16 protein-coding genes, 2 tRNA genes and 2 rRNA genes are annotated in these 25,340 nt (G+C 66.8%); 6 read left to right on the plus strand and 14 right to left on the minus strand.

The window, feature by feature from the left end:
* Positions 1-114: 114 nt before the first annotated feature.
* The 4 genes from BKK81_RS21070 to BKK81_RS21085 all read right to left on the minus strand — a co-directional run bounded on the left by BKK81_RS21070 (position 115) and on the right by BKK81_RS21085 (position 5,037).
* Positions 115-2,993 (minus strand): 23S ribosomal RNA (locus BKK81_RS21070).
* A gap of 288 nt (positions 2,994-3,281) precedes the next feature.
* Positions 3,282-3,357, minus strand: a tRNA-Ala gene (locus tag BKK81_RS21075).
* A 10-nt stretch (positions 3,358-3,367) separates the two neighbouring features.
* A tRNA-Ile gene (locus BKK81_RS21080) sits at positions 3,368-3,444 on the minus strand.
* Between the two features lie 61 nt (positions 3,445-3,505).
* A 16S ribosomal RNA gene (locus tag BKK81_RS21085) occupies positions 3,506-5,037 on the minus strand.
* The 16S and 23S rRNA genes sit together here with 2 tRNA genes alongside, the layout of an rRNA operon.
* Before the next feature lie 658 nt (positions 5,038-5,695).
* Here BKK81_RS21085 and BKK81_RS21090 point away from each other — a divergent pair.
* From BKK81_RS21090 to BKK81_RS21105, 4 genes are all read left to right on the plus strand, one after another.
* The gene (locus BKK81_RS21090) at positions 5,696-6,085 is read left to right on the plus strand and encodes an OsmC family protein (protein WP_071017426.1); all 390 of its coding nucleotides are present in this window, start codon (positions 5,696-5,698) and stop codon (positions 6,083-6,085) included.
* Positions 6,086-6,375: 290 nt separating this feature from the next.
* Positions 6,376-7,545 carry a 4-hydroxybenzoate 3-monooxygenase gene (gene pobA, locus BKK81_RS21095; protein WP_071017427.1) on the plus strand — a complete coding sequence of 390 codons (1,170 nt, stop codon included), beginning with the start codon at positions 6,376-6,378 and terminating at the stop codon, positions 7,543-7,545.
* Between the two features lie 434 nt (positions 7,546-7,979).
* Positions 7,980-8,801 (plus strand): hypothetical protein, encoded by an 822-nt coding sequence (locus tag BKK81_RS21100; RefSeq protein WP_071017429.1) that lies wholly within the window; start codon positions 7,980-7,982, stop codon positions 8,799-8,801.
* A 234-nt stretch (positions 8,802-9,035) separates the two neighbouring features.
* Positions 9,036-9,917: a DUF3047 domain-containing protein gene (locus BKK81_RS21105; protein WP_231908185.1), complete on the plus strand. Its 882-nt coding sequence runs from the start codon at positions 9,036-9,038 to the stop codon at positions 9,915-9,917.
* Between the two features lie 49 nt (positions 9,918-9,966).
* On the opposite strand, the gene BKK81_RS21110 is transcribed toward BKK81_RS21105, so the two are convergent.
* The 7 genes from BKK81_RS21110 to BKK81_RS21140 form a co-directional block, all read right to left on the minus strand.
* Positions 9,967-10,710 (minus strand): lipoyl protein ligase domain-containing protein, encoded by a 744-nt coding sequence (locus BKK81_RS21110; RefSeq protein ID WP_071017431.1) that lies wholly within the window; start codon positions 10,708-10,710, stop codon positions 9,967-9,969.
* 179 nt (positions 10,711-10,889) lie between these two features.
* Entirely contained in the window at positions 10,890-12,023 is a 1,134-nt protein-coding gene (locus BKK81_RS21115; protein WP_071017433.1) for an acetoin dehydrogenase dihydrolipoyllysine-residue acetyltransferase subunit, read from the minus strand.
* Positions 12,023-13,039, minus strand: coding sequence for an alpha-ketoacid dehydrogenase subunit beta (locus BKK81_RS21120; RefSeq protein WP_071017434.1), 1,017 nt, complete (start codon positions 13,037-13,039; stop codon positions 12,023-12,025). The genes BKK81_RS21115 and BKK81_RS21120 overlap by 1 nt, the downstream gene beginning before the upstream one ends.
* A 109-nt stretch (positions 13,040-13,148) precedes the next feature.
* Positions 13,149-14,153, minus strand: a complete 1,005-nt coding sequence (locus BKK81_RS21125; RefSeq protein ID WP_071017436.1) for a thiamine pyrophosphate-dependent dehydrogenase E1 component subunit alpha — start codon at positions 14,151-14,153, stop codon at positions 13,149-13,151.
* A gap of 40 nt (positions 14,154-14,193) precedes the next feature.
* Positions 14,194-15,252 (minus strand): ATP-NAD kinase family protein, encoded by a 1,059-nt coding sequence (locus BKK81_RS21130; protein WP_071017439.1) that lies wholly within the window; start codon positions 15,250-15,252, stop codon positions 14,194-14,196.
* A 432-nt stretch (positions 15,253-15,684) separates the two neighbouring features.
* Complete coding sequence (locus BKK81_RS21135) at positions 15,685-17,673, minus strand: sigma-54-dependent Fis family transcriptional regulator (RefSeq protein ID WP_071017440.1); 1,989 nt, start codon at positions 17,671-17,673, stop codon at positions 15,685-15,687.
* Between the two features lie 355 nt (positions 17,674-18,028).
* Complete coding sequence (locus tag BKK81_RS21140; protein ID WP_071017442.1) at positions 18,029-19,027, minus strand: LLM class flavin-dependent oxidoreductase; 999 nt, start codon at positions 19,025-19,027, stop codon at positions 18,029-18,031.
* A 125-nt stretch (positions 19,028-19,152) separates the two neighbouring features.
* Here BKK81_RS21140 and BKK81_RS21145 point away from each other — a divergent pair, with 125 nt between their 5' ends.
* Positions 19,153-19,782, plus strand: coding sequence for a TetR/AcrR family transcriptional regulator (locus BKK81_RS21145; RefSeq protein ID WP_071017444.1), 630 nt, complete (start codon positions 19,153-19,155; stop codon positions 19,780-19,782).
* Between the two features lie 173 nt (positions 19,783-19,955).
* Positions 19,956-20,936, plus strand: a complete 981-nt coding sequence (locus BKK81_RS21150) for a TauD/TfdA dioxygenase family protein (protein ID WP_071017445.1) — start codon at positions 19,956-19,958, stop codon at positions 20,934-20,936.
* A gap of 102 nt (positions 20,937-21,038) precedes the next feature.
* On the opposite strand, the gene BKK81_RS21155 is transcribed toward BKK81_RS21150, so the two are convergent.
* From BKK81_RS21155 to BKK81_RS21165, 3 genes are all read right to left on the minus strand, one after another.
* The gene (locus BKK81_RS21155) at positions 21,039-22,766 is read right to left on the minus strand and encodes a bifunctional protein-serine/threonine kinase/phosphatase (protein ID WP_071017447.1); all 1,728 of its coding nucleotides are present in this window, start codon (positions 22,764-22,766) and stop codon (positions 21,039-21,041) included.
* Between the two features lie 9 nt (positions 22,767-22,775).
* Positions 22,776-23,612 (minus strand): formate/nitrite transporter family protein, encoded by an 837-nt coding sequence (locus tag BKK81_RS21160; RefSeq protein WP_071017449.1) that lies wholly within the window; start codon positions 23,610-23,612, stop codon positions 22,776-22,778.
* A 315-nt stretch (positions 23,613-23,927) separates the two neighbouring features.
* Positions 23,928-25,259, minus strand: coding sequence for a nitrate- and nitrite sensing domain-containing protein (locus tag BKK81_RS21165; protein ID WP_071017451.1), 1,332 nt, complete (start codon positions 25,257-25,259; stop codon positions 23,928-23,930).
* Between the last annotated feature and the right edge of the window lie 81 nt (positions 25,260-25,340).

The following is a 25,340-nucleotide window of genomic DNA, read 5'->3' on the forward strand; positions in this document are numbered from 1 at the left end:
GTTGCTGCGCCGGGGTTGAGCCGTCGCAGCGAATAGGGATGTAGTCTTGGTTGTGAGGTATCGGCACCGTCCTGGGCACACGCGATACGTCAGCCAGTGAAACACACTGGTTATAGGATCAAGCCTTACGGGCAATTAGTACTGGTTAGCTTAACGCATTACTGCGCTTCCACACCCAGCCTATCAACGTCCTGGTCTCGAACGACCCTTCAAGGAGGTCAAGCCTCCAGGGAATCCTCATCTTCAGGCGAGTTTCCCGCTTAGATGCTTTCAGCGGTTATCTCTTCCGTACATAGCTACCCTGCGATGCCTCTGGCGAGACAACAGGTACACCAGCGGTACGTCCACTCCGGTCCTCTCGTACTAGGAGCAGCCCCCGTCAAGATTCCAACGCCCACGGCAGATAGGGACCAAACTGTCTCACGACGTTTTAAACCCAGCTCACGTACCTCTTTAAATGGCGAACAGCCATACCCTTGGGACCGGCTACAGCCCCAGGATGAGATGAGCCGACATCGAGGTGCCAAACACCGCCGTCGATATGAACTCTTGGGCGGTATCAGCCTGTTATCCCCAGAGTACCTTTTATCCGTTGAGCGATGGCCCTTCCATACAGAACCACCGGATCACTATGTCCTGCTTTCGCACCTGCTCGACTTGTCGGTCTCGCAGTTAAGCACGCTTTTGCCATTGCACTTTAGGTACGATGTCCGACCGTACCAAGCGTACCTTCGAACTCCTCCGTTACACTTTGGGAGGAGACCGCCCCAGTCAAACTGCCTACCATGCACTGTCCCCGACCCGGATTCACGGGCCAAGGTTAGAACCTCAAACAAACCAGGGTGGTATTTCAAGGACGGCTCCACCGGAACTAGCGTCCCGGTTTCAAAGCCTCCCACCTATCCTACACAGATCGGTTCAAAGTCCAATGCAAAGCTACAGTAAAGGTTCATGGGGTCTTTCCGTCTAGCCGCGGGGAGATTGCATCATCACAAACACTTCAACTTCGCTGAGTCTCGGGAGGAGACAGTGTGGCCATCGTTACGCCATTCGTGCAGGTCGGAACTTACCCGACAAGGAATTTCGCTACCTTAGGACCGTTATAGTTACGGCCGCCGTTTACCGGGACTTCAATCAAGAGCTTGCACCCCATCATTTAATCTTCCGGCACCGGGCAGGCGTCACACCCTATACGTCCACTTTCGTGTTTGCAGAGTGCTGTGTTTTTATTAAACAGTCGCAGCCACCAGTTTATTGCAACCCCTTCACCCTTCTGGCGCAGGCCAGTCAAGCTACCAGGGCGTACCTTATCCCGAAGTTACGGTACCAATTTGCCGAGTTCCTTCTCCCGAGTTCTCTCAAGCGCCTTAGAATACTCATCTCGCCCACCTGTGTCGGTTTGCGGTACGGTCTCGTATGACTGAAGCTTAGAGGCTTTTCTTGGAACCACTTCCGATTGCTTCGCGACACATGGTCGCTCGCCCCACAGCCTTGAATCCTGCGCCCGGATTTGCCTAAGCGCCTTCTCCACTGCAGGGACCGGGACTTCCAACACCCGGACAACCTTCCGCGATCCGTCCCCCCATCGCATCATACGACGGTGCAGGAATATTAACCTGCTTCCCATCAGCTACGCATCTCTGCCTCGCCTTAGGGGCCGACTCACCCTACGCCGATGAACGTTGCGTAGGAAACCTTGGGCTTACGGCGAGGGGGCCTTTCACCCCCTTTATCGCTACTCATGTCAGCATTCGCACTTCTGATACCTCCAGCATCCTTTACAAGACACCTTCACAGGCTTACAGAACGCTCTCCTACCACGCGCTTGCGCGCGTCCGCAGCTTCGGTGACTGGCTTAGCCCCGTTACATCTTCCGCGCAGGACGACTCGATCAGTGAGCTATTACGCTTTCTTTAAAGGGTGGCTGCTTCTAAGCCAACCTCCTGACTGTTTTAGCCTTCCCACTTCGTTTCCCACTTAGCCAATCTTTGGGACCTTAGCTGGCGGTCTGGGTTGTTTCCCTCTTGACACCGGACGTTAGCACCCGATGTCTGTCTCCCGTGATTGCACTCTTCGGTATTCGGAGTTTGCTATGGCGGGGTAATCAGCAATAGACCCCCCAACCATGACAGTGCTCTACCCCCGAAGGTGAGACACGAGGCACTACCTAAATAGTTTTCGGAGAGAACCAGCTATTTCCAGATTTGTTTAGCCTTTCACCCCTATCCACAGCTCATCCCCTAGTTTTTCAACACTAGTGGGTTCGGTCCTCCAGTACGTGTTACCGCACCTTCAACCTGGCCATGGATAGATCATCTGGTTTCGGGTCTACACCCAGCGACTGAACGCCCTGTTCGGACTCGCTTTCGCTACGCCTGCCCTAATCGGTTAAGCTTGCCACTGAATGTAAGTCGCTGACCCATTATACAAAAGGTACGCCGTCACCCGTTTCCAGGCTCCGACTGTTTGTATGCATGCGGTTTCAGGATCTATTTCACTCCCCTCCCGGGGTTCTTTTCGCCTTTCCCTCACGGTACTGGTTCACTATCGGTCGATCACGAGTATTTAGCCTTGGAGGATGGTCCCCCCATCTTCAGACAGGATTTCACGTGTCCCGCCCTACTTGTCGTACACCTAGTTCCACAACGCTGTTTTCGCATACAGGGCTATCACCTGCTATGGCCGGGCTTTCCATCCCGTTCTGCTAACAATGCTGCTAAAGAGTACAAGGCTGTTCCCATTTCGTTCGCCACTACTCTGGGAATCTCGGTTGATTTCTGTTCCTGCAGCTACTTAGATGTTTCAGTTCGCCGCGTTCGCTTCCCTTGCCTATGTATTCAGCAAGGGATGACCCATACGGGCCGGGTTTCCCCATTCGGACATCTCCGGATCAAAGCTCGTTTGCCAGCTCCCCGAAGCTTTTCGCAGGCTACCGCGTCCTTCATCGCCTGTGATCGCCAAGGCATCCACCACATGCACTTGTTCGCTTGACCCTATAACGAGTGTGTCTCAAGCTCGCGCTTGAAACGCTTCATTACAGGTTGAGTTCTCGCATTTGTGCCGTATTCCAAGTCATCTTTCGATCACTTAAATACTTTGGTTGATACAATCACAACCCGGTATCGTGTTGGTTACTTCAGCCTCTCATCAAGGCTTCACGACACCTTTACTACATCCCATATTGTTAAAGAACAGCCGATGCTTTCACATCGCTTGGCCAACGCCAAATGCAAGCGCTCAACGCTAAGCGCTTGCATTTGGCTTGTCCAACCCAAGGTCGATGGTGGAGGATGACGGGATCGAACCGACGACCCCCTGCTTGCAAAGCAGGTGCTCTCCCAGCTGAGCTAATCCCCCTCGGATAACTTGGTGGGTCTGGTAGGACTTGAACCTACGACCCCCGCCTTATCAAGACGGTGCTCTAACCACCTGAGCTACAGACCCTTGGCTGTAACAGCAAACAGACCGATAAGTGTGAACGCTTCACTTGGGAAGCACGCTCTGGAAAGGAGGTGATCCAGCCGCACCTTCCGGTACGGCTACCTTGTTACGACTTCACCCCAGTCATGAACCCTGCCGTGGTAATCGCCCTCCTTGCGGTTAGGCTAACTACTTCTGGCAAAACCCACTCCCATGGTGTGACGGGCGGTGTGTACAAGACCCGGGAACGTATTCACCGCGGCATGCTGATCCGCGATTACTAGCGATTCCAGCTTCACGTAGTCGAGTTGCAGACTACGATCCGGACTACGATGCGTTTTCTGGGATTAGCTCCCCCTCGCGGGTTGGCAACCCTCTGTACGCACCATTGTATGACGTGTGAAGCCCTACCCATAAGGGCCATGAGGACTTGACGTCATCCCCACCTTCCTCCGGTTTGTCACCGGCAGTCTCTCTAGAGTGCCCTTTCGTAGCAACTAGAGACAAGGGTTGCGCTCGTTGCGGGACTTAACCCAACATCTCACGACACGAGCTGACGACAGCCATGCAGCACCTGTGTCCACTTTCCCTTTCGGGCACCTAATGCATCTCTGCTTCGTTAGTGGCATGTCAAGGGTAGGTAAGGTTTTTCGCGTTGCATCGAATTAATCCACATCATCCACCGCTTGTGCGGGTCCCCGTCAATTCCTTTGAGTTTTAATCTTGCGACCGTACTCCCCAGGCGGTCAACTTCACGCGTTAGCTTCGTTACTGAAGAAATGAATCCCCAACAACTAGTTGACATCGTTTAGGGCGTGGACTACCAGGGTATCTAATCCTGTTTGCTCCCCACGCTTTCGTGCATGAGCGTCAGTCACGTCCCAGGGGGCTGCCTTCGCCATCGGTATTCCTCCACATCTCTACGCATTTCACTGCTACACGTGGAATTCTACCCCCCTCTGACGCACTCTAGCCTTGCAGTCACAAGCGCCATTCCCAGGTTGAGCCCGGGGATTTCACGCCTGTCTTACAAAACCGCCTGCGCACGCTTTACGCCCAGTAATTCCGATTAACGCTCGCACCCTACGTATTACCGCGGCTGCTGGCACGTAGTTAGCCGGTGCTTATTCTTCCGGTACCGTCATCCCTCCGGGGTATTAGCCCAAAGGATTTCTTTCCGGACAAAAGTGCTTTACAACCCGAAGGCCTTCTTCACACACGCGGCATTGCTGGATCAGGGTTGCCCCCATTGTCCAAAATTCCCCACTGCTGCCTCCCGTAGGAGTCTGGGCCGTGTCTCAGTCCCAGTGTGGCTGATCGTCCCCTCAGACCAGCTACTGATCGTCGCCTTGGTGAGCCTTTACCTCACCAACTAGCTAATCAGACATCGGCCGCTCCTATTGCGCGAGGCCTTACGGTCCCCCGCTTTCACCCTCAGGTCGTATGCGGTATTAGCTAATCTTTCGACTAGTTATCCCCCACAACAGGGCACGTTCCGATGTATTACTCACCCGTTCGCCACTCGCCGCCAGACCGAAGTCCGCGCTGCCGTTCGACTTGCATGTGTAAGGCATGCCGCCAGCGTTCAATCTGAGCCAGGATCAAACTCTTCAGTTCAATCTCTGTGTGGTTCCGCGCAGTTGCCTGCGCAAACCTCGCTCTTTCGAGCGGTCGCTCACTCTCAGAAAACTGACTGGCTCCGTCCGAAGACGAAACCAAACATGTTTACTGTGCGAGCACTGATAACTTGTAAGCTAGAAGACCGAGGTCTTCCGCTTCCCGCATCAAGCGCCCACACTTATCGGCTGTTTGTTTGTTAAAGAACTCACGCGATTCGCTTTGCTTACCGCGTCGCTGCGTTGTCAGCAGCAGAGAAACGAGATTATGAACAACTTTCTGCGTTTCGTCAACAGGTTCGAAGCATCTTTTTCGCTTCGGTCAGTCGCGCTTTGCAGCACCACCCATCATCCTGCCAACCCCGCAACCCGCGTCGCTGCTGGCTTTGCCGCTGCGCTTCGTGTTGCGAGGGGGCGAATAGTAGGCCAGTCCGGCCGCCTTGGCAAGCCTTTTTGACAAGAAGAAGAAAAAGCCGAAAAAACACAGCATAGGTGGCGCAAGCGCCACCTATGCTGCCCGACGGGGCCAGGGGGCCGTCCCGCCAGTCCTCTCCACTCTCTATATATAGAATCGACATATCCCAGATGGCCGGGATGACGGGGCGGCCACGCCACCTCGTCCAGTCTCTCCCCCTCACCACACTGTACAAGGACACCCCATGACGATTCACGCAAGCTGGAAAGCCGACCAGGGCTCGAGTGCCTGCGCACTGGACAACGGCACCGCCCATTGGGCAGCCGACCTCGATACCTCGGCCGGCGGCGACCCGAGCCTGCCCAATCCGCACGATCTGCTGGATTCGGCACTGGCCGCCTGCACCACGCTGACGATCCAGCTTTATGCCAAGCGCAAGGCCTACCCGATCCGATCGGTCGCCGTCTCGGTCGCTCACGTGGAAGAAGCCGGCAAGTACCAGCTCAAGCGGACCATCAAGATCGAGGGCGAACTGGAACAGCCGGTGCTCGACGATCTCCTGCGCGTGGCCAATCGCTGCCCGGTCCACAAGAGCCTGTCGGCCCAGATCAGTATCGAGACCTCGCTGGCCTGAGCGACGCGCCGCCTCGCCTACCGGCAAGGCCCAGGCGCAGGCGGGCGCACCCCGGCATGTTCGAGACGTCCTTGCCGACATCTCTTCTGCCATCAAACCCTCGGGCGGAAAGAGCTGGCATGACGCACTGCAGTATGCCAGGCCGCGGAGCGTGAACCGGGCGGGCTTCGACGCGGACAGAAGCACAATGTTCGATATGTCCTGGTCTTGGTTCGCTCCGTCCCTTCCCGACGGCCCGCAGCCGCGGCTATCGTTACCTCCACACATAACATCCGCCCCTGGAGACAACGATGCGCACCCAAGTCGCCATCATCGGCGCGGGCCCCGCAGGCCTGCTGCTCGGACAATTGCTGGCCCGCGCCGGCATCGACGCCGTCATCCTCGAACAGCGCAGTCCCGACTATGTGCTCGGCCGGATCCGAGCGGGCATCCTGGAGAGTGTCACGGTCGATGCCCTCGAGCGCGCCGGCGTCGCAGCACGGCTGCACCGGGAAGGACTGGTCCACCATGGCATCGAGCTGGCATTCGACGGTACGCGCCACCGCATCGACCTGCACGCGCTGATCGGCCGTTCGGTCACGGTCTACGGGCAGACCGAGGTCACCCACGACCTGATGGACGCCCGCGCCGCCGCAGGCGCGCTCACCATCTATGAAGCGGAGCAGGTCAGTCTGCACGACTTCGACGCGGACACGCCGCGCGTGCGCTACACGAAGGACGGCCGACAGCATGAACTGCAGTGCGATTTCATCGCCGGCTGCGACGGCTTCCACGGCGTCAGCCGGCAGAGCGTCCCCGAGCGCTCGCGCCAGATCTTCGAACGCGTCTATCCGTTCGGCTGGCTCGGCGTGCTGAGCGAGACGCCGCCGGTTGCCGACGAACTGATCTACGCCAGCCACGAGCGCGGCTTCGCGCTATGCAGCATGCGCTCGCTGACGCGCAGCCGCTACTACATCCAGGTACCCGCAGACGAGCAGGCGAAGGACTGGAGCGATGCACGCTTCTGGGACGAACTGCGCCGCCGCCTCGATCCGGCCGCCGCCGAGGCATTGGTCACCGGCCCCAGCATCGAAAAGAGCATCGCGCCACTGCGCAGCTTCGTCTGCGAGCCCATACGCTTCGGCCGGCTGTTCCTCGCCGGGGATGCCGCTCACATCGTGCCACCCACCGGCGCCAAAGGCCTGAACCTGGCGGCGAGCGACGTGCTCTACCTGGCCGACGGCCTGATCCAGTACTACCAGGAGCGCGACGGCGGCGGCCTCGACGGCTACTCGCACAAATGCCTGGCGCGCATCTGGAAGGCGGAGCGCTTCTCCTGGTGGATGACCTCCCTGCTGCACCGCTTCCCCGATGCGGACGCCTTCGCCAGGCGCTTGCAGCAGGCCGAACTGGACTATGTGGTCGGCTCGGCTGCGGCCTCGGCCGCGCTGGCCGAGAACTACGTGGGCCTGCCGTACTGAGTACCGAGCCACTGCCGGCGTGAAGCCGGCGGTGGCCGGCAAGCTTGCCGCCACAAATGATAATGCTTATCATTTGAATCTCAGGTCATTCGACACCGCCTGAGTCAGCAAATGGGTTGCCGGACACCTCGTGTCCGGCGTTTTTTCCCACGTCCGCCAATACCTCGGCACGCGCCCCGCGGCGCCATGCCCGCACCCAGGTCATGCCTCGCCGCCCGGACTGTTCCCGCATTGCCCTGCCCGACATGCGCGGCAGACCCAGGGCGGACGCACCCGACTCTGTTCGCTGCACCACCAAGCACGCGCCCCCGGCTGCCGCAAACAGCACAGCGGTTTTTGCCGCCGCCCGGCCCCGCTCGTACGATCAAGGGACAAAGACAAGAGCTTTGTTGCTAGGCATTTCGACGGGTAGGGATGCGGAGGGGGTCTCCATCTTGGCAAGTTATTTCGAAGAGTATTGCGCCCGCATCCTGCGCGGCGGGGCGGTGGGCGTGATCGCGTCGCCGGTCCTGGTCCAGCACGATGCCATCCATAGCGCCAGCTATGTGCCGTTCGAGCACCGGAATCCCGGCGCCAGGCTGGCGCTGGTCAGCCTGACGCCAGGCCACACGCACGTCAGGCTCGCGGCGGAGCTGACCGCGCGCCTGCTGGCGACACAGCGGCCCGGACGCGCGATCCAGCGCGAGAACAAGCGGGAAGTGGAATTGGGTGGAGCGCTGATCCGCCCCAACCTGATCCGCATGCTTGACCATTTCCAACTACCCAGGCTGCTCGGGATAGCGGCGGCGGCCTCGCTGTGGGGCGAGGCCTTCGACCTCCTGCAGCCGCTCGCGCTGCTGCCCCATGCCACGACCCGGCGCGGACAGGTCTTCGACGGCGCGCTGGCGGCCCTGCTCGACGTGCCCATGCTGCGCGCCATCTATGACGAACATTTCCTCGGCCTGTTGCCGCGCCTGCCGGTAGACATGCTCTATCTCGGCCTGGGCCGCACGGCCTGGGCCGGCCTGCTGCACGCTGCGGCGCTGGGCCTGCTGCCCCGGCGCCAGCTGCTGGGCATGCTGCCGGTGCCCGCCAGGGCCGGCAATATGGTGCGTTACTTCCTGCGCGAGATCCACGCCCACGAATTGTCCGGCAACGATCCGGTACGCCACCGCCTGCCCTGGCTGGACGCGGCCCGGGCGGAACTGGAGGCTGCCATCAGCGCACGCCTGGCCGGGCAAGCGGCGCCACGCGGAACCCTGGCCACCGCCGGCTAGCCCGCTCCCCGTATGTCCAGCCACATGCTCGCCTCCACCTGCCCCCCGGGAAGTAGGGTGAAAAGCACTACGCAATCGCCCGTTATCGCTCATGAGGGATTCGACCCCCCTCAAGTTCCCGATTTCGCGGCCCCCGTGGCCGCGATTTTTTTGCCTGGCCCGGGCCGTCGCTGCCGGCCTCCCGCCGGCGCCGCGCCCTACAATCGTGGTTGACTTCACCACACGACCGGCCCCATGCCCATCGACCGGCACGCCGCCACCAGCCGCCCCGTCCTCCATCGCCAGTGGCGCCCAGCGGCCCGCCTGCGGCTCCGGTTCGGTTTCGCCTGGCGCTGCGCGCTGCTGATGCCTGCGCTGGCGCTGGCGCAACCGGCGCACGACACCACCCCGGCCGCGACGGCAGCGGCATCGGTCCAGCCGGCCGCAGCCGCTTCGGCGGTGCCAGCCCCGCGGGGACCGGCCGGCGGCGCCTTCTCCTCCGCCCATCCGGCCGGCCCCCTGCCACCCGGCTGGCATAACCTGCCGGTCGTCAAGGGCAAGCGCCTGACCCATTACACGCTGGTGGACGATGGCGGCAACACCGTGATCCAGGCCGATGCCGACGGCTCCGCCTCGGCGCTGCTGCGCCACGGCGACATCGACCTGGCGCAGACGCCCGCCGTCAGCTGGCGCTGGAAGGTCGCCGCGCCGATCACCGGTGCCGACAACCACCTGTCCGCACAGGAAGACGCGCCCGCGCGCCTGGTGTTCTTCTTCGACGGCGACCGCAGCAAGCTGACGTTTGGCCAGCGGGTACAGATGCACCTCGCCCAGGGCCTGGCCGGCATGGAACTGCCCTACGCCACCTTGATGTACATCTGGTCGGAATCCGCACCGCCGGGCGCCGTGATCGCCAATCCCCTCACCTCACGGGTGCAGATGATCGTGGTCAGCGGCGGCAGCGCCGAGGCCGGCCGCTGGCTGCAGTTCCAGCGCGACATCGTGCGCGACTACGAGCAGGTCTTCCATGAGAAACCGGGCAAGCTGATCGCCTACGGCCTGTTGACCGACACCGACAATACCGGCACCACGGCACGTGCCTGGTACGGTGACCTGCATTTCCAGCCCGAGCATTGAGCCCCCGTGGCGCGCCCGCCCGGAAGCAGCCCGCCCACCTCCGCGCCGCTTAGCGGGGCGGCGGCCGCTGCGCCAGCGCGGCGCGCAGCCGCTCGCCGACGCGTGCGGCAAGCGCGCCGCCCGCACTCGCCCCGCCCGCCTCGATCGCCTGCCGCACGCTGACCACGGCGGCCGGGTCGTAATGGCGGCCGCTGCCAAGCCGCGCCTCGAATCCGTTGGCGCGCCGGTGGATCTCGTCCAGGTCGGCATCGACCACCAGCACCGCATGGGCCAGCACCACATGCCCCGGGGTGGCTCCGGCCTGCGCCGCCGGCACGCGGCGCCAGTATTGCGCCGTGCCCGCGATCTTGCGCGCGGCACCGGCCGGCCCCCAGGCGAGATTGAAGCGGCCGTCGCAGAACGACCCGTCGACCGCCTGCCAGTGCGTCGCCACGCCGAGCGCGTCCAGGGCCGCCCGCAGCACGTCGCACAGATGCAGGTAGACCGCCTCGGCCAGGTCGCCCGGAGCGCCGCCCACGCGGTAGGCCAAGGTCAGGTTCAGGATGCCCGGTCCCTGCGGCACCAGCCCGCCGCCGGACTGGCGCAGCCACACCGGACAGCCGCGCGCGGCGAAGTCCGTCCGCGCCGCCTCGAAGGCAGCGAAGCGCAGGTAGCTGCGCGGCACCACCAGCGAGGCGGGCGCCTGCCACAGCTGCGCCAGCGGCGCGCCCGCCTCCGCCCTGGCGAGCAGCGCCAGCTCGGCGTGCAGCGGGTCGTCCGCGGAGACTTCCGGCTCGACGAGTTCGAATGGCATCGTTGTGGTGATCGGAAAGGGAAGGACGGGCCGCGACCGGCGGCAGGCGACCGCGTGCCATTGGACCGCATGCCATTGTCCATCGCAGCGGACCGTGGCGCCAGCCGCCGCCCGGACCGCGACGCCGCTGTGCGACGGGCCCGGGAGCAGCGTGCGGCGGCGCGCCGCCGCACGCCGTGTCAGCCTGCCACGTGCTGCCTGAGCAAGGCGTTGACTTCGGCCGCCTTCTCCATCTGGCTCATATGGCCGGCGTCGGCAAACACCTTCACCGTGGCACCGGCTGGCGCATTGCCGGCGTGCTCGGCGGGGATGATGCGATCCTGCGCGCCCCAGATCACCAGCACGCGCGCCGGCCCTGCCCCGGCCAGGCGCAGGCCGGGACGCTCCTGCTGCCGCCCGCCGGCGAACAGGCCGGCGTCCAGGGCCGCCAGCGCCTCGCCCACACCGTCCAGGCGCTTGTAGCGGAGCAGGTCATCCAGCATCTGCCGGCTGACCAGTGCCGGATCGGCGAAGAGCTGCTCCACCACCGGCTTCAGTTCGCGCCGCGACTGTGCCGCGACGAAGCCGGCCGTATAGCCCTGGTTGACCTCCTCGCCCAGGCCCGCGGGCGATATCAGCGCCAGCGACAGCACCCGCCCCGGCGCATCGAGCGCGAGCTGTGCCGCGACCCCGCCGCCCATCGAGTGGCCGACCACATGCGCGGCCTCGAGTCCGGCCGCATCCATGAAGCGCGCCACGAAGGCCGCCAGTGCGGCTAGCGTGGTGCCGGGCAGCCGTGGCGTGGACTGTCCGTGCGCGGGGAGGTCGAGCGCATAGACGGCGTGGCCCTCGGCCAGGGCATCGAGATTGAACAGCCAGTTGTCGAGGTCGCCGCCGAAGCCGTGCAGGAACAGCACCGGCGCACCGCCCACGCCCTTCTTCGCATAGCGCACGCGGATGCCGTCGACGTCTGCATACTGGTAGGCGGAAGCGGCTTCGTCCGCTTCGTCCTCGTCGCTCGACGGCGTCTCGTAGCCCGCCACGTAAGCGTCGATCTCGGCGTCGCTGACCTCGGGCGACGCCAGCACGCCGAGCAGCGCCTTGACCGGCAGCACGTCACCCACGGCGGCCACCTTGCGCCGCAGGATGCCGGCGTCGGACGCCTCCACCGCATTGGCGATCTTGTCGGTCTCCACGTCGAGAATCGGCATGCCGACCGCAATCGCATCGCCTTCGGCGACCAGCCAGTCGTTGATCGTCCCTTCCTTCATCGACAGGCCCCATTTGGGCATCACGATGGGCGTGATGCCCTTGTCTTGCGTGGTCGCGCCCATCAGTGTTTCCCTCCCTTCATGGTCTTGCGCGCGGCATCGGCGATCTGCGCCGCGCTGGGGATGTAGAGATCCTCCAGCACGGGCGAGAACGGCACCGGCGTATGCGGCGGGCATACCATCTCGATGCCGGCCTTGAGCGCGCCGAACGCCTGCGAGGCGACCTGCGCGGCGATGTCGGTGGCGATGTTGCAGCGCGGGCTGGCCTCGTCGACCACCACCAGGCGGCCGGTATTCTCGACTGTCTCCAGCACCGTATCGAGATCCAGCGGCGACAGCGTGCGCAGGTCCACCACTTCGGCCTCGATGCCTTCCTTGGCCAGCGTCGCGGCCGCTTCCAGCGCGCGGTGCACCATCAGGCCATAGGTGACGATGGACACGTCCTTGCCGTCGCGCACCACATTGGCTTCGCCGAAGGGAATCGCATAGGAGTTCTCCGGTACTTCGCCCTCCAGGCCATAGAGGTTCTTGTGCTCGCAGAAGATGACCGGATCGTTGTCGCGGATCGCCTGGATCAGCAGGCCCTTGGTGTCGTAGGGCGTGGACGGGCACACCACCTTGAGCCCGGGCACGTGGGTGAAGATCGGCGTCAGCATCTGGCTGTGCTGCGCGGCCGCACGGAAGCCCGCGCCCACCATGGCGCGGATCACCACCGGCGTCTCGGCCTTGCCGCCGAACATGTAGCGGAACTTGGCCGCCTGGTTGAAGATCTGGTCGAAGCACACGCCCATGAAGTCGATGAACATCAGTTCGGCGATGGGGCGCATGCCGCAGGCGGCGGCGCCGATGGCGGCGCCGACGTAGGCGGACTCCGACAGCGGCGTGTCGAGCAGCCGGTCGCCATGCTTGGCGTACAAGCCCTTGGTGACGCCGAGGACCCCGCCCCAGGCGTCCTTCTCGCCGTCCGCGCCGGCGCCGCCGACGATATCCTCGCCGAGCATGATCACGCTCGGGTCACGGGTCATTTCCTGGTCGATCGCTTCGTTGATCGCCAGCTTCATGCTGAGTCTGCGCGACATGTCTTGTCTCCTGTCGATGCTGGTGGTGTTTTCTCGGCGCTTGCCGCTGCGTATCGAACGTATCGAACGTATCGAATCCGCCGGTGGCGCGATATCGGTCTGCCCGCGCTCAGTAGCGCACGTAGACGTCGGTGAGCAGGTCTGCCGGACCGGGCTGCGGCGCGGCCTTCGCCTCCTGCACCGCGTGCTCGATCAGCGCGGCCACCTCGCGGTCGATCGCTTCGAGTTCCGCGGCGGACAGCGCCTCCGCCTGCGTGACCGTGCGTGCGAAGCGCTTCAGGCAGTCCTTGTTGGCGCGGATGTCGTCCAGCTCGCCGGCGGCACGGTAGGTCTGCGCATCGCCCTCGAAGTGGCCGTAGAAGCGGACCATCTTGCACTCGAGCAACGAAGGGCCGCCGCCTTCGCGCGCGCGCCGGATCACCTCGCCGGCCGCTTCGTGCACAGCGAAGAAATCGGTGCCGTCCACGGTCACGCCGGGTACGCCGAAGCCGGCGGCGCGGTCCACGTAGCTGTCGACCGCGGTGCCGTACTCGCGCGCGGTCGACTCGGCGTAGCCGTTGTTCTCGATGACGAAGATCACCGGCAGGTTCCACACCGCGGCCAGGTTGAGGCTTTCGAGGAAAGTGCCCTGGTTGGAGGCGCCATCGCCGACGAAGGTCACGCCGACCTCGCCCTTGCCGCGGAACTTCGCTGCCAGCGCGGCACCGCAGATCAGCGGCGCGCCCGCGCCCAGGATGCCGTTGGCGCCCATCATGCCCTTGGACAGGTCGGCGATATGCATGGAGCCGCCCTTGCCATTGCAGGATCCGCCCTTGCGTCCGTAGATCTCCTTCATCATCGCCACCGGGTCCACGCCCTTGGCGATGCAGTGGCCGTGCCCGCGATGGGTACTGGCGATGCGGTCGCCGTCATGCAGGTGGTGCAGGATGCCGACGCCCGCGGCTTCCTCGCCGGCATACAGGTGAACGAAGCCGGGAATGTCGCCGCGCGAGAAATCCACGTGCAGACGTTCCTCGAACTCGCGGATCGTGCGCATCCTGCGGTAGACGTCCAGCAGCATCTGCTTGTCGAGCGGTAGCGGCGCCGCCGCGCCGCGCGAAGAGGAAGTGGCCATCGCTGTCTCCTTTGTCATGGCTTTGGGGGGGAAAACTGGGTCATGCCTGCACGGTGCCGCGCATCAGTCCGGCATCGGCCGCATACCGCATGCAGGCCGACACGTCGAGGCTGCGGAAGGCCTGCTCGTGCAGCGTGATGGTGACCTCGTCGTGCGCGCCGAAGGCGAGCTCGCGTTCGCCGTCCAGCGCCACGATGCCGCTGCGCTGTCGCACCGGGGCCGGATGGCCGTGCTCCAGCCGGCGCCAGCCCGCCACCGGCACCGGGCACAGCAGGCCGGGCGCGATCGGCGCCTGCAGCACGAAGGCGCAATCGTCGTGCGTGCCGAGCTCGATCGCCAACCCGCCCGCCTCGCGGCGGCCGATGGGCTGCAGCAGGCCGGCGATGGACGACAGGCCGATCGCCTCCGGATCGGCATAGGCGGCATAGATCGCGGCCAGCGTGTCGGGCTTCCACAGGGCGCGCGCGCCGATGAAGTGTTCATGCGAGATCACCGCGTCGACCAGCGCGATATCGCGCCGCAGGCCGCCGTCGCCATCGCGAATGGCGATGTCGAGCCGCTTGTTCCACAGCAGCGCCCGCGCGGCGGGCACGCGCCCGCTGGCGAACAGGCCGGCGGCGAGGCCGGTCACGGTCGGCTCGCGCATCTCGGGAAAGGCGTTGTTGGTGCCGGTCGACAGGCCGGCGATCGGCACCGCGCCGCATTCGCGCACCACGGCGCGATGGGTGCCGTCGCCGCCCAGCACGATGATGGCCGCCACGCCGGCCTCGGCCATGCGGCGCGCGGCCAGCAGCGTGTCGTCGACGCTGGCCGTGACCGGCATGTCGAGGTAGTCGACGGCCGGCAGCGCGGCATCGGGGCCATGCCGGCGCGACAGATGGCGCGCCAGCATCACGCGCAACCCTTCGCGGTCCGGCATCATCAGGACGCGGCCGACGCCGCAGGCCGCCAGCGCGGCCAGCAGGCGCAGCACGATATTGACGCGGTCAGCCAGTTGCAGGCTGTTGGCGTTGGCGATCACGCGGCGGATGTCGCGCGCCGACACCGGGTTGGCGATGATGCCCACCAGCGGCGCTGCGGCGCGGGTCGGCTGGCCCATGCCTGTCTCCTGTGTTTTTGGATGTCTGCACAGGTATCTGCAACGGGCGTGCCAGCCTTCGGGCGGGCGGCCGCGGCAGCGGCGGAAACGCCACCGCCGCCCGCACAGGCGCGCCGCGGCTGGGCCCGGCCCGCGCGCACGGGCGGCACCGTCCCTCGCTACGCGGCGGCTTGCTGCAATGCGGGCGTGACAGGTGTCACGGGGCGGGTGTCACATCACGTGAACAGGTGACACGTGCGGTGACGCGCGCGCCGGAACGCGCGGCGCCCCGCCGCCGGCGGAGACGCCCACCGCGTGCCGAAGGTGAACGCAGAAGGTGAGCAGAGAGGGTGTGAGCGGAGACGGATGGGCGGAGACACGCGTACCGGGACGCGCAATGGCGGGGGAGAGGAGCAATGCAGGGCAGCGAGCGCCGGCGCGGCCGGCCCTTGCCTACCCTGCCGCGTCGCGATGGTTCGGCGACTGGATGCCGAGGCGTGCCATGCGCCGGTAGAGCGTCATACGGCTGACACCGATCTGGCGCGCCACCGCGCTCAGGTTCCAGTTGGCCGCGCGCAGGTACTGCATCAGCAGCAGGCCGTCCGCTGACAGGGTCGTCTGCGCCGTCTGTGGCAAGGGCATGGAACCCTCCTGCGCGCGCGCTACCGCGGCCGCGCCAGCGTTACCGTGCAAGGCCTCCGGCAGGTCCGCCGATTCGATGCAGGCACCCGCGCAGACCGCGCGCGCATACTCCAGCGCATTGCGCAGTTCGCGCAGGTTGCCCGGCCAGCGGTGCCGGTGCAGGCACGCCCGCGCCTCGGCCGACAGCAGCACCGGCCCGGCGGCGGCGGCCGGCTCGCCTTCGGCCAGCAGCTTGTCGACCAGCCAGTCGAGGTCGGCGCGCGCGCGCAGCGGCGGCAAAGTGAAGCGGGCGCCGTTGAGGCGGTAGTAGAGGTCCTCGCGGAAGCGTCCCTGCCGCACGAGCGCCTCCAGGTCCTGGTGGGTGGCGCAGACCACGCGCAGGCGCACCGGCACCGGCCGGGCCGCACCGACCGGCATCACCTCTCCCTCGGCCAGCACGCGCAGCAGGCGCGACTGCAAGCCGAGCGGCATGTCCCCGATCTCGTCGAGGAACAGCGTGCCGCCATCGGCTTCCTGGATCAGGCCGCGCTTGCCGCGCGCGCCGGCGCCGGAGAAGCTGTTGGGCAGGTGGCCGAACAGCTCGCTTTCGATCAGCGTCTCGGGAATCGCCGCGCAATTGACGGCGACGAAAGGCCCGGCACGCCGCGCACTGGCGGCGTGCAGCGCCTTGGCGAAGTACTCCTTGCCGCTGCCGGTCTCGCCGTGGACCAGCAGGTGGATGGGCGAATCCACCAGCCTGGCCGCGCGTTCCAGTTGCTGCTGCAGCGCCGCATCGCCCCCGCACAGCGCGGCCAGCGGCGCCGGCAGCGCGACGCGGCGCGGCGCCTCGGCCGCCACCGCGGGCCGCGCCGGCGGCGTCGCGCTCAGGTAGAGCAGGCCGCCGCTGCGCGCCAGCGCCAGCACGCGCTGCTCGCTGGGCGTGGAGTGCACGAAGCGCCCGAGTTCGTCCAGGCGCGCCTCGAACACCTCGTCGAAGGCCAGCCCGAGCAGCGGACGCGCCAGGCCGGCCGGCCCCCACTCCGCCTCGAGCATGCGCTGGGCCCGCCGGTTGTGGCCGACGATGCGCCCGGCCGCGTCGAGCGCGATCAGGTATTCGGGATTGACATCGAGGAACTCGGGCGCGGCGTTCAGCCGCAGGATCCAGTCGCGCCGGTGCACGCGCAGGAAGTTGGCGTTCTCGATATGGGCCGCGTAGATCTTCACCAGCTGCAGCGCCAGCGCCTGGCTGGCCTTGGCCGATGGCGAGACCAGCGCGGAAATGTCGAGCACGGCGTTGAGGCTGCCGCGCGTGTCGAACAGCGGTGCGGCGGTGCAGGTCAGCGGAATATGGGTGGCGTCGAAGTGATCGGCCTGGTGGACGGTCAGCGCCTCGCCGGTCGCCAGCGCGGTGCCCACCGCGCAGGTGCCGGCACCGCGCTCGCTCCACTCGGCGCCGAGATAGAGTCCGGCGCGGCGCAGCGGCGCGTCGGCGCCGGCGTCGCCGAGGTAATCGACGGTGACGCCCTGCGCGTCGGTCAGCAGCACCACGTAGCCCATGCCGGCCACCTGGCCGTAGAGCGTCTGCAGACCGTGGCGCGCGATCCGCACGAAGTCGTCCAGGCGCTGCTGGTGCTCGCGCAGCCGCGCCTGCGGCAGGATGCGTGCCTCCTGCATGCGTGACGGATCGAGCCCGTACTGGTGCACGCAGCGGCGCCAGGAATTGTGGATGACAGCATCGTCCGCGGCCTCGGGCCACAGCGCCAGGCCGCGTGCCGTCGCCTGGACTACCGTCTCGATGTGCTCGCGCTGGCGCAGGTCCATCGTCGTCTCCTAGTCGTCCGGTGCCCCGGCGGCCACCGCGCGCTGGCGGGCGGCCGTCGGGCGACCGGCGGGCGGGCGCATGGATGCGCTTTCTCTGCCTGTGGAATGGAACGCCTGAATTCGGACTTCTACTGTATCCGAGAGGCTCCGGCTTGAGCAAACACGGCGACCGGGCCGGCTCCGGGGGCACGGCGGGGGCCGGGTGGCCTGCCGGGGGCGCCGGTGCCGGTGGCGCCACTTGGCGCGGGCCGGAAGCGGAGCGGGTTCCTTGACGATGTTGCGCCGCGGCAGCTGATGCTGACAGCCGCCGATGGCAGGCGGGCACGCGGCGCGGACGCGCCGGCGCGTCCCAGGCTCAGCGCGCCAGTTCGCCGAGCGCCTGCGCCGCCAGTTCGAAGGAGCGGCACCGTGCGCCGTGATCGAAGACCTGGGCCGTCAGCATCAGCTCGTCCGGACGCAGGTCCTCGATGAAGCGTTGCAGGCCGGCCCGCACGCCCGCCGCGTCGCCCACCACCGAACAGGCCAGCGAGCGGCGGATGTGGTCGGCCTCGCTCTCCGTCCACAGCGACGCGATGTCGTCAACCGGCGCGCGCAGGCGGCCGGGCGTGCCGCGCACCAGGGCCAGGAACTGCTGCTGCAGCGAGCTGAACAGCCGCCTGGCCTCGGCGTCGGAGTCGGCGGCGAACACGTTCAGGCCGAGCATCACATAGGGCTGCGCCAGCTCCGCCGAAGGCCGGAAGGTGCGGCGGTACAGATCGACCGCCTGGCGCATGAACCCCGGCGCGAAGTGCGAAGCGAAGGCGAAGGGCAGGCCCAGCGCCGCCGCCAGCTGCGCGCTGAACAGGCTCGATCCCAGCAGCCACACCGGCACCTTGAGGCCGGCGCCGGGCACCGCGCGCACGCGCTGCCCCGGCCGGGGCTCGTCGAAATAGGCCAGCAGTTCCTCGACATCCTGCGGGAAGCTATCCGCCGAATCCTGGCCGAGATGGCGCCGCAGGGCGCGCGCCGTGGCCTGGTCGGTGCCCGGCGCGCGGCCCAGGCCCAGTTCGATGCGGCCGGGGTACAGCGAGGCCAGTGTGCCGAACTGCTCCGCCACCACCAGCGGCGCATGGTTGGGCAGCATCACGCCGCCCGATCCCACCAGGATGGTGGACGTGCCGCCGGCCACGTAGCCCATCAGCACGGCGGTGGCCGCGCTGGCGATGCCCGGCATGTTGTGGTGCTCGGCCAGCCAGAAGCGGCGATAGCCCAGCGCTTCGGCATGGCGTGCCAGGTCGAGCGAATTGCGCATGGCCTGGCCAGGATCGGACCCTTCGGCGACCGGCGCCAGGTCCAGCAGGGAGTAGGGGATCATCGGCGTTGCCTGGTTCCGGCGGCCGCGGCAACGGGAACGCAGCCGCGCGGCCGGAACGCTGTCCTGATTTATAGAACGATCGCTATAGTAATCAGCGCTGGCGGCGCTGGCAACGGAAAAATATAATGACCACTATGGAAAAGCGTGTATCGCCCGGCCGCGGCCGCCCCCGCCAGTTCGACCGCGACGCGGCCCTCGGCACCGCCATGGCGCTGTTCTGGCGCCATGGCTATGACGCCACCTCGATCGCGGCCCTCACCGACGCCATGTCGATCACGGCGCCCAGCCTGTATGCCGCCTTCGGCAGCAAGGAACAGCTCTTCTACGAGGCCGTCGACCGTTATGCGCAGACACACGGCATGGAGTTGTACGCGCCGCTGGCCCGCCCCGGCGCCGCGCGCGATGCCATCCACGCGCTGCTGCGCGGCGCGGCGGCGCAGTTCAGTACGCGGGGCCACCCGTCCGGCTGCTTCCTGCTGTCCGGGGCCAGCCACTCGGTCGACTGCGCGTATATCGACGACACCCTGAAGGCGCGCCGCCGCGAGCGGCAGGCGGCGCTGCAGGCGCGCATCCAGCAGGGCATCGACGGCGGCGAACTGCCGGCGCAGGCCGACGCGGCCGCCCTGGCGCGCTTCTTCAACACCGTGCTGCAGGGCATGTCGATGCAGGCGCGCGACGGTGCCACGCGCGCGGCGCTGGAGTCCGTGGCCGAAACGGCCATGCTGGCGTGGCCGCAGAAACGGGTACGCCGCTGAACCGGCGAGGCAGTGGGCGGCACTGACCGCCGCCTTGGCCGCGCCGGCAGCGGCTCCGCATATCCATCGGCGGAATGCTTCGTTGGCGCCGGTGCCGGCCGGGCTTATGGTGGGAGTCCCTCGGCGGCCGTCGCACCGGCCGGCGCACCCATCGCCCTTCCCCGGAGCCAACGATGACCCAGACCGTGCTGGAAACCCAGGATCAAGATACCCAGGCAGCCGCCGGGTCAGCGGCAGGTGCCGTGACCGTGCGGCCGCTGTCCGCCCATATCGGCGCGCTGATCGGCGGCGTCGACCTGCGCGCGCCGCTGCACCCGGCCGAGATCGGCGCGATCCGCGCCGCGCTGCTGAAATGGAAGGTGGTGTTCTTCCGCGACCAGCACCTCAGCCATGCGCAGCACATCGCCTTCGCCCGCCAGTTCGGCGAACTGACGGTGGGGCATCCGGTGTTCGGCCACGTCGACGGGCATCCCGAGCTGTACTCGGTCAGCAAGCACCGCAAGGCCAACCGCTTCGAGGGCCGGGCGCTGCTGCGTCCCTGGAGCGGCTGGCACACCGACGTCACCGCGGCGGTGAACCCGCCCGCGGCTTCCATCCTGCGCGGCGTGGTGATCCCGCCCTACGGCGGCGACACCCAGTGGACCAATCTCGCGGCCGCCTACCAGGCGCTGTCCGCGCCGCTGCGCGCCATCGTCGACGGCCTGCGCGGCGTGCACCGCTTCACCGCGCCCGTCGGCGCCAGCGCCACCGCCGCCTTCGACCAGGCCGTCAAGGCGCACACCCTGGTCAGCGAGCATCCGCTGGTGCGCGTGCATCCCGAGACCGGCGAGCGCGTGCTCTACATCAGCCCGTCCTTCCTGCAGCACCTGAGCGGCTTCCACCCGCGCGAGAGCCAGCAACTGCTGGAACTGCTGTGGGAACATGCGGTCCGTCCGGAATTCACCGTGCGCTTCCAGTGGGAGCCCGGCAGCCTCGCCTTCTGGGACAACCGCGCCACCGCGCACCTGGCGCCCGCCGACATCTTCGACCTCGACTTCGACCGCCAGCTCTATCGCACCACGCTGGTCGGCGACGTGCCGGTCGGCGTGGACGGCAGGCCCTCGGTGGCGCTGGAAGGCGACCCGGTGCTGGCGGCGCACGGTGCCGCCGCGTAGTCGGCCTGCGCGGTACGCTGCCAGCGGGGGGCAGCCCTGCGAGGTGACGCCGGTCGTTGACTCGGATCGTTGACTCCCAGCGTTGATCGCCGGCAGCCTGCCTCAGCCCCAGCGCAGGCCCAGCAGCAGCACGACCGCCAGCGCCAGCAGCAGCGACAAGCCCTGCCAGAAGCGCACCGGATTGCGCTCGATCAGCGCCGGCGCGTCGCGCAACCGCTGCTGCCGGGGAGAAGCGCGCAGGTCTTCGAGAAACTCCGACAAGGCCTCATGACGCTTGTGCGGCAGGGGATGCAGGGCCTTGCGCAGCGCCTGGTCGATCCACGGCGGCAGGTCGGGCCGCCGCTCGCGCACGCTGACATAGCGCAGGCCGCGCAGTTCGCCGGCCTGGCGCAGGCGGGTCACCTGCAGGCCGTACGGCAGCTGCCCGGCCAGCATCTGGTAGGTCACCACCGCCAGCGTAAACAGGTCCGAGGCCGTCGTGCCGGGCTGGCCCAGGAAGTACTCGGGCGCGACATACTGCAGCGCGCCGAGCGGCGCGCGCGCATGCGGGTCGACCATGCCTTCTTCCAGGCCGGCCACGTGCACCGCGGCGAAGTCGATGATGCGGGCCGTGCCGGTGCGGTCGATCATCACGTTGTCCGGGCGCAGGTCCTGGTGCAGCATCTCACGCCGGTGGAAAGCCTGCAGGCCGCGCGCGACCTGCTCGACCAGCTGGCGCACGTCCGCCAGCGCGGGGCGCGGATGGTCGCGCATCCATTGCGCCAGGGTCTGCCCGTCGATGAACTCCATGGCGGTATAGAGGTAGCGGCGCGCGCGCGTCACGGCATGCGGCCTGAGCACGTGCGCATTGTCGATGCGCCGGGCCACCCACTCCTCGAGCAGGAAGCGGTCGAGATAAGCCGGATCTTCACGCAGGTCGACCGAGGGCGTCTTCAGCGCAATGCACGCGCCATCCTCCAGGTCGCGCGCCAGGTGCACGTGGCAGCGCGCGCTGGCGTACAGCTCGCGCTCGATGCGATAGCCTTCGAATTCCATGCGCGGCTGCAGCGGCGGCGGCAGCGCCAGTTCCGCGCGCTGCCGCCACAGACCCGCGGCGTCGCTGTCGGGCAACGCCTCCACTCGCACCAGTTGCACCGTGGCATTGTCCTGGCTGCCGCGCGCCAGCGCGATGGCGACCAGCTTCGCGGCGGCGGCATCGAGGTCGCCCGGGTGCTCGGCCAGCGCCTGCCGCGCATCCGCGTGGTCGAGGTATTCATAGGCACCGTCGCTGGCCAGCAGGTAAACCTCGCCCGCCTCGGCGGCCCAGCAGCGATAGTCCGCCTCGACCGTCGGCCCCACACCGAGCGCGCGCCCCAGGTAGGACTCGCGCGAGGACAGGCGCACGCGGTGATCGTCGCTGAGCTGCTCCCAGGCCTGTGCATGCAGGCGGTAGACGCGCGCGTCGCCCACGTGCAGCAGATGGACGTCGCGGCCCTTGAAGATCAGCGCGCTGAAGGTGGAGACGTAGCCACGCTCTTTGTCGAAGCGCGCATCGCCGCGCTGGTTCTGCGCGTGCAGCCAGGAATTGGTCGCGGCGAGCACGCACTGCGCCGCGCGGCGCACGCTCCAGGCCTCGCTCGTGCCATAGTAGTCTTCGAGAAAGCCGCGCACCGCCGCGGCGCTCGCCACCTGGCTGACGGCGCTGCTGCCGATGCCGTCGGCCAGCGCCACGGCGATGCCCTTGGCGCTGCGCTGCGGCTCGGCGGGCAGCGCGGCGCCGTGGAAATCCTGGTTGACGCGCTTGCACCCGGCTTGCGAATGCTGGCCGACCGCCACGCGCAGCGCGTCCATCGCACGGCCTCAGACGGCGGCGCGCTTGGCCGGGGCAGCCGGAACGCGCTTGGGCGCGGTCTTGTAGTGCGTGCTGTACAGCGTCGCGCCGACGAAGGTCAGGCCGCCGACGACATTGCCCACCACGGTGGGAATCTCGTTCCACAGCAGATAGTCCATCAGGGTGAAATGGCCACCCAGCATCAGGCCCGAGGGAAACAGGAACATGTTGACCACCGAGTGCTCGAAGCCCATGTAGAAGAACACCAGGATGGGCATCCACATGGCGATGACCTTGCCCGACACCGAGGTCGACATCATCGCAGCGACCACGCCGGTCGACACCATCCAGTTGCACATCACGCCGCGGATGAACAGCGTCAGCATGCCGGCCGCGCCGTGGGCCGCGTAGCCCAGCGTGCGGCTCTCGCCGATGCTGCCGATCTTCTGGCCGATCAGGTTGGGCGCTTCGGAAAAGCCATAGGTGAAGATGATGGCCATGAAGACCGCCACGGTCAGCGCGCCGGCAAAGTTGCCGGCGAAGACCAGGGTCCAGTTGCGCATGACGCCGCCCCAGGTGGCGCCCGGGCGCTGGTCGAGCACGGCCAGCGGCGCCAGGGTGAAGACGCCGGTCAGCAGGTCGAAGCCCAGCAGGTAGAGCATGCAGAAGCCCACCGGGAACAGCAGCGAGCCGACCAGCGGATCGCCCGTGTTGACGGTGACGCTGACCGCGAAGGCCGCGGACAGCGCGAGGATGGCGCCGGCCATATAGGCGCGGATCAAGGTATCCCGGGTCGACATGAGCAACTTGGACTCACCGGCATCGACCATCTTGGAGACGAACTCGGCAGGGGCTAGGTAGGCCATCGGAATTTCCTCTGAGCGGTAGGACAAAGAAAAAAAAAGCGTCCGCGTCCACGCACCGGCCGCAGCCGATGCGTGGACGGGACGCCGTTATCCACGTATTCCTGTCGCCCGCGCCGCACGATTCGCGATGCCTCGCCTCGCCGCGCACGGGGGCAACCTCACCAAGCCATCATTAGCCTGATGCCCTGCCCTTACGCACGTTCCGTGCCCGACCCGCAGGGCCGGCGCCGCCCGCCCCATCGCGCCGCACGGGCGCAGGCGTGCCGCCGCCGCACACATACGGTGCAGGGGCACGGCAAGCGCACACCGGCACGCTCAACTCCGGTGCGGCGGCCGGGCGCGCCCGCTTGCCGGCGCTGCCAGTTCCGGCATGGCAAGCGTCGCCTCGGCGACATCGACCAGCCTGCGGTTATGGTCCATCGACGCCTTCTGCAAGGCGCGGAAGGCATCCTCCTCGCTCATGCCCAGGCGCGACATCAGCGCGCGCTTGGCACGCTCGATGACCTTGCGCTCGTGCAAGGCGCGCCGCGCCGTATCCAGTTCCACCTCGACACGCGCCAGCCGCGAGGACTGCGCCTGCAGCAGGGTCTTGAGCGCCGCCACCGTGGGCTGGTCGGCGCCGCCCGGCACCGCCGAGGCAGGTCCATCCGCCACGCCCGGCAGCACCGGCACCGCCTCGACCTGCGCGGCTTCTTCGAAGAAACAGGCCACGGCGTGGGTATGGGGCGGCGGGTTGTCGCGCAATTGGCGCAGCAAGCCCTCGGAATCCTGCAGCTCTTGCTCCGATGCCTGGATCTGCGCCTCGCAGGCCTGGCGCAGCGCTTGCGCCAGGCCGACCTCCACCTGCCACAGGCCGGCGATGCGCTCGCTGCTCGCCTCGAACCAGTTCTCGCTGAGCTGGCCGTCGAGCGCGGCTCCCGGCTTTGCCGTGCACAGCGCGCGGCGCAGGCGTTCCAGCGCCGCCACGTGCGGCTGCAGTTGATGCCGCTGCCACCAGGCGAGCTGGCTCGGCTCGGCGAAATCCTCGAACACCTGCAGGCTGCGTTCCTGCGCGTCGATCAAATGGAGGATGCGCTGCTGCGGATCGGCGCTGCACTGTCCCGATGCGAACAGCTGGGCCCCGACCGCGCGCTCCTGCCCCGCCAGTTCCTTGCCCTGCACCACGTGCACCAGCGCGACCAGCAGGCGCGAGATACCCGGCTGCAGGGCCACGTCGGCCAGGTGGAAGATCAGCTCGACCATGCCCGCGATCACGCGGCTGAATGCCGCCACCGCGTCATGCGCCGAGATGCCGCGCTGGCCGATGCGCTGGCGCAGCCCGGCCAGCGTGTCCAGGTCGAGCAGCACCCAGGCGATCAACGACAGCATGCGCGCAGAGCTGCCCTGGGCGGGATCGAGCTGTTCCATGAAGCGCTGGCGCAGCGTCGCCTCGAGCGGCTCGGCCTGAGCCGTCGCGTCTTGCCGTTCCTGGCCGAAGCGCATGCCGCCGGAAGCCACATAGAGGCTGCTGGCGCCACGCTCGCGCTGCAACGCGTCGATCAGGCGGCCGATCAGGTCCACCAGCTCGATGCGCGCAGCCATCCGCTGCAGGCCCTCGATCTCGAGTTGCTTGGCGCGCAGGACGAATTGGAAGACGGGCAATGGCATCGGCGAAAGCGGGTGTCGCGTTGCGGGAAGCAGGTTGGCGCACCTGCCCTGCCTGCCACATCGGCAGGCAGGCGTACGCCG

It is taken from the genome of Cupriavidus sp. USMAHM13 (assembly GCF_001854285.1).
GTDB classification, from domain to species: domain Bacteria; phylum Pseudomonadota; class Gammaproteobacteria; order Burkholderiales; family Burkholderiaceae; genus Cupriavidus; species Cupriavidus malaysiensis.

Bases quoted from the DNA above. Each gene is read 5' to 3' on its own strand.
- BKK81_RS21090 (WP_071017426.1), top strand. From the start codon at position 5,696: ATGACGATTCACGCAAGCTGGAAAGCCGACCAGGGCTCGAGTGCCTGC.
- pobA (WP_071017427.1), top strand. From the start codon at position 6,376: ATGCGCACCCAAGTCGCCATCATCGGCGCGGGCCCCGCAGGCCTGCTG.
- BKK81_RS21105 (WP_231908185.1), top strand. From the start codon at position 9,036: ATGCCCATCGACCGGCACGCCGCCACCAGCCGCCCCGTCCTCCATCGC.
- BKK81_RS21110 (WP_071017431.1), bottom strand. From the start codon at position 10,710: ATGCCATTCGAACTCGTCGAGCCGGAAGTCTCCGCGGACGACCCGCTG.
- BKK81_RS21115 (WP_071017433.1), bottom strand. From the start codon at position 12,023: ATGGGCGCGACCACGCAAGACAAGGGCATCACGCCCATCGTGATGCCC.
- BKK81_RS21120 (WP_071017434.1), bottom strand. From the start codon at position 13,039: ATGTCGCGCAGACTCAGCATGAAGCTGGCGATCAACGAAGCGATCGAC.
- BKK81_RS21125 (WP_071017436.1), bottom strand. From the start codon at position 14,153: ATGGCCACTTCCTCTTCGCGCGGCGCGGCGGCGCCGCTACCGCTCGAC.
- BKK81_RS21130 (WP_071017439.1), bottom strand. From the start codon at position 15,252: ATGGGCCAGCCGACCCGCGCCGCAGCGCCGCTGGTGGGCATCATCGCC.
- BKK81_RS21135 (WP_071017440.1), bottom strand. From the start codon at position 17,673: ATGGACCTGCGCCAGCGCGAGCACATCGAGACGGTAGTCCAGGCGACG.
- BKK81_RS21140 (WP_071017442.1), bottom strand. From the start codon at position 19,027: ATGATCCCCTACTCCCTGCTGGACCTGGCGCCGGTCGCCGAAGGGTCC.
- BKK81_RS21145 (WP_071017444.1), top strand. From the start codon at position 19,153: ATGACCACTATGGAAAAGCGTGTATCGCCCGGCCGCGGCCGCCCCCGC.
- BKK81_RS21150 (WP_071017445.1), top strand. From the start codon at position 19,956: ATGACCCAGACCGTGCTGGAAACCCAGGATCAAGATACCCAGGCAGCC.
- BKK81_RS21155 (WP_071017447.1), bottom strand. From the start codon at position 22,766: ATGGACGCGCTGCGCGTGGCGGTCGGCCAGCATTCGCAAGCCGGGTGC.
- BKK81_RS21160 (WP_071017449.1), bottom strand. From the start codon at position 23,612: ATGGCCTACCTAGCCCCTGCCGAGTTCGTCTCCAAGATGGTCGATGCC.
- BKK81_RS21165 (WP_071017451.1), bottom strand. From the start codon at position 25,259: ATGCCATTGCCCGTCTTCCAATTCGTCCTGCGCGCCAAGCAACTCGAG.